This is a genomic window from Candidatus Planktophila sp. (assembly GCF_046070465.1).
In the GTDB taxonomy this organism is placed as follows: Bacteria; Actinomycetota; Actinomycetes; order Nanopelagicales; family Nanopelagicaceae; genus Planktophila.
Genome location: NZ_JBJTMK010000072.1, coordinates 1 through 3,596, shown reverse-complemented (window position 1 = coordinate 3,596; position 3,596 = coordinate 1). Strand labels below are relative to the sequence as shown.

Sequence of the window (3,596 nt, the reverse complement as noted above, 5' to 3'; positions counted from 1 at the left end):
TGATCGCCGCCATCAATGGCTACGCCTTGGGCGGCGGATTGGAACTGGCCCTGCTGTGCGACGTGCGCATCGCTTCCACTCAGGCCATCTTCTCGCTCCCCGAAGTCTGCATCGGCAGCATTCCGGGCGCTGGCGGCACCCAGCGCCTGATCCGCGCGGTGGGCCGTTCGGATGCCATGCTGATGCTGCTAAGCGGGGAACGCATCGATGCCACCGAGGCCCTGCGCATTGGGCTAGTCAGCCGCGTGGTCGACCCTGAGCGCCTGCTGGAAACCGCCGAACAGCTAGCACAAAAGATCGCTGGCAATGCACCGCTGGCCGTGGCCGCGGTCAAGCGCCTGGCCCAGATCGGCTTAGAGATGCCGCTGGCTGCGGGTCTGGAACTGGAACAGCACGCGTTCGGCGTGCTGCGCGACAGCGAGGACCGCTTAGAGGGCCGCAAAGCCTTCGCCGAGAAGCGCAAGCCGGAATTCCGGGGGCGCTGATCCGCACCTCAATCCGAATGCCGAAAGGGCGGATATCTGACAGCGGCGTCACGCCTCGATTTTGAACGCGGCGGTGTCATCCCCAGCCCAGCCCCCGGCGCGGTCGCCGCTTATGGGGGAATGGCTATGCTGGCGGTGATTGGTGGACTGTTAGCTTGGACAGGAAAACTCGAACCGCTGGGTTCTGGAGTAGATAGAGCCGCTTAATATCATCTGCCCTTTATGCTGCGTTAAAGAGATAACGGGCATGCCTTTATTATCTGCACCTTCCGCAAACCATTGTGGCCAATCTATGCGGCCAACCAAACCTTATTGAGTGTCTCGGCGGCGAGTGCAGCTTTGTCCTGTGGCAGGAAACGGCCATAATGCTTTGCCACCGTTTCAGGCGTGTCTTGGATCGCATAACTCGCCTGCTCATAAGAACCGGTTTGCTTCAGGATATGCGTCGCCAACACATCACGCACGTTATGGGGCCCGTGGGGCAGAAGACCTTTTACAGCCCCCCTTCCAGTATATGGGTTCCAAATCCCGTACCTTTGAATGGTTAGCCGCCAAGCTTCGTAGAATGCATTCTGACCATATGCTGGGTCCTGGCTCGTAATCTTGACCGTTTTGATGAAAAACACGCCGGGGTCGGCGGCACCGGCCAGCAACAACGGCCGATGCCTCTCGATATAATCCTCAAGGAACGCGTATAGGCCGCCAAGATCAGGAAGCCTCAGCCGAAAAGGCCTACCGGAAAAGAACGAAGAATCAGCATTCTTGAACGCCACCGCCGGAATGACAACCTCCCAGCTTTCCTCTCGGACGTTCCAGCGAAGCTCGCCGCGCTTGAGCGTTTCCAACTGCCGTTCAGATCGAGGCACCGCCCCTTTGGGGCAAAACAGCAACTGACGGAGGTTTTTCTGCCGAACGCCGAGATGAAGCCCTAGCCGGAGCATCAGAAATGAACGTACGGCCTCCGCAGCCGCTTTTGGGTGCTTGATCGTATCCGGGACGCGTCGGGCAATCTCTTCAGTTATTTTCCTGTATTCTGCGAGTGGACTTTGTGCTTCCAGGATTGGCAAAATGGGCTCAAAGGGATCGCGGTGAACTCTAGCCACGCGCGCGATTTCCTTCGACCTTTCCAAACCGTGCGCATACATTTGATCACAGGCACGTTCCCAATCCGCGATTGCCGTATCTATGTCTAATTGTGAGACCAGTTGGGGAATGGGTTTTAATCGAACGGCCAGCTGAGGAGTTTGACGGATCCAACCTGTGCCAGCTCGCGTCAAAGCCGCAGCCACCCTCAGCATGTCAGCTTCCCATACAGTGTAGAAACCACGACGGGTCTCCCGCCATTGGACGTACCAATCCCAGATCCTCGGAAAAACGAGATGCCCAAATGCGAGGTCGTCCAAAGGCACCCCAAATCCAGAAATAGGCCCGTCAGGAGACGCCGACAGTGCGCCAAACATCAGCCCCAGGTGCTCTATGCGCTGCGATGAAGTTTCTTCGCCCCAGACGCCATTCCGTCGGTAACCGATATCGGTCAAAGTAGAGGTCTTAAACCTCAGCAGTGCAGCCATTTCTCCACCGAGCTCCGCTGGTGCATCAAATGCTGCGGCTGCGACCTCAATGTCGGTGTCGGCGCGCCCCAATCGACCAGCCGTAGTCTTGCGACCAGAGATCTCGGGAAATCGAATGGAATAGCGGTGTTTTGATGCTTGTCGCTGATAATTGCGATATTCGGTTGCTCCCGAGATTATATTGTCGCGGACCCAGTCGAGAATTTCTCGACGCTCATTTAAGGGCCGCTCGTTGAAATCATCGGGCAAATGCCACACTAGACGCCGTTGCTCTGAAGCAGCAATCCCTCTGAGCTTAAAGCCGGTCATAGCTCGCCCCGTGTGGGGTAGAAGCGCACGAAAATATCCATCAGGCAGTCCGTAACGCTCTTCCACCCGGGCTAAGAAGTTAAGGCTTTCAATGCTTCGCGGCGCCTTCTTGCCATTCAGCCAAGAACTTATGGTGGAATGACTAAATTTCTCGCCGGGGCGAACCAGAGCTTTCCACATCTCCCAATAGGTTTCACCATGCCTCGCAATGTGAAATGCCAGCCTCTCTTGGAACGTCGCGGGTTCCAGCCGGTCAGGAGAATTAGCGCCAATTTTTTTCTCGGCCAACTTTTGACAGTCTGAAAACACAAGGATTTCTGCGGGTTTGCGCAACTCTACGATCCTTCTTGCTTCCACAGTGCTTACAGCGGCCCAAAAACGCAAAAAGCTCCCCGAAGGGAGCTTATTGAGAAGTGTCGAAAACCGCAGATTTCCGGGGTTTTTGTTGGTTGCGGGAGTAGGATTTGAACCTACGACCTTCAGGTTATGAGCCTGACGAGCTACCGGGCTGCTCCATCCCGCGTCAACGTTGCTGTCCGGCTGGAATGCGGCCGAACGGCCAGAAACAAGTGAATGGGTTTTTCTCAAAGCGCCAGCTTCAAAGCCTGGCAACGTCCTACTCTTCCAACGCTTAAGCGGTAGTACCATCGGCGCTGACTGGTTTCACGGCCGAGTTCGGGATGGGATCGGGTGGGGCACAGTCGCTATGGTCACCAAGCTATGGAGCTGGCGCTTTGGGGTTTCGGCAGACCACTGGCCTGCCGTAAAATCGATGCACATTTGCTGAGGATATCCTCCACAATGTAGCGCCATTCAGCGCTGCCATTGATGGTGGGACTCCAATGCGTAATCAGAGCAATTAGGACCGGTTAGCTCCATGCGTTACCGCACTTCCACACCCGGCCTATCAACGTGGTAGTCTTCCACGGCTCGATGAAATCTTATCTTGAGGGAGGCTTCCCGCTTAGATGCTTTCAGCGGTTATCCCGTCCATACATAGCTACCCTGCTGCGCTCTTGGCAGAACGACAGGTACACCAGAGGTATGTTCAACCCGGTCCTCTCGTACTAGGGTCAACTCCTCTCAAATTTCGACGCCCACGGCAGATAGGGACCAAACTGTCTCGCGACGTTCTGAACCCAGCTCACGTACCACTTTAATTGGCGAACAGCCAAACCCTTGGGACCTGCTCCAGCCCCAGGATGTGATGAGCCGACATCGAGGTGCCAAA

General features: G+C 56.0%; 2 protein-coding genes, 1 tRNA gene and 2 rRNA genes. 1 reads left to right on the top strand and 4 read right to left on the bottom strand.

Translation table 11 applies throughout. The features are described from left to right. A partial coding sequence (locus ACKOVI_RS03385; RefSeq protein WP_509602621.1) for an enoyl-CoA hydratase/isomerase family protein occupies positions 1–485 on the top strand: 485 nt, incomplete at its 5' end. 290 nt (positions 486–775) lie between these two features. Here ACKOVI_RS03385 and ACKOVI_RS03380 read toward each other — a convergent pair. The 4 genes from ACKOVI_RS03380 to ACKOVI_RS03365 all read right to left on the bottom strand — a co-directional run. Continuing rightward, the gene (locus ACKOVI_RS03380) at positions 776–2,698 is read right to left on the bottom strand and encodes a hypothetical protein (protein ID WP_509602620.1); all 1,923 of its coding nucleotides are present in this window, start codon (positions 2,696–2,698) and stop codon (positions 776–778) included. 113 nt (positions 2,699–2,811) lie between these two features. Beyond that, positions 2,812–2,888: transfer RNA gene (locus ACKOVI_RS03375), tRNA-Met, on the bottom strand. An 80-nt stretch (positions 2,889–2,968) separates the two neighbouring features. Continuing rightward, positions 2,969–3,083 (bottom strand): 5S ribosomal RNA (gene rrf / locus ACKOVI_RS03370). Between the two features lie 120 nt (positions 3,084–3,203). Next, positions 3,204–3,596: ribosomal RNA gene (locus ACKOVI_RS03365) — 23S ribosomal RNA — on the bottom strand; the annotation flags it as partial.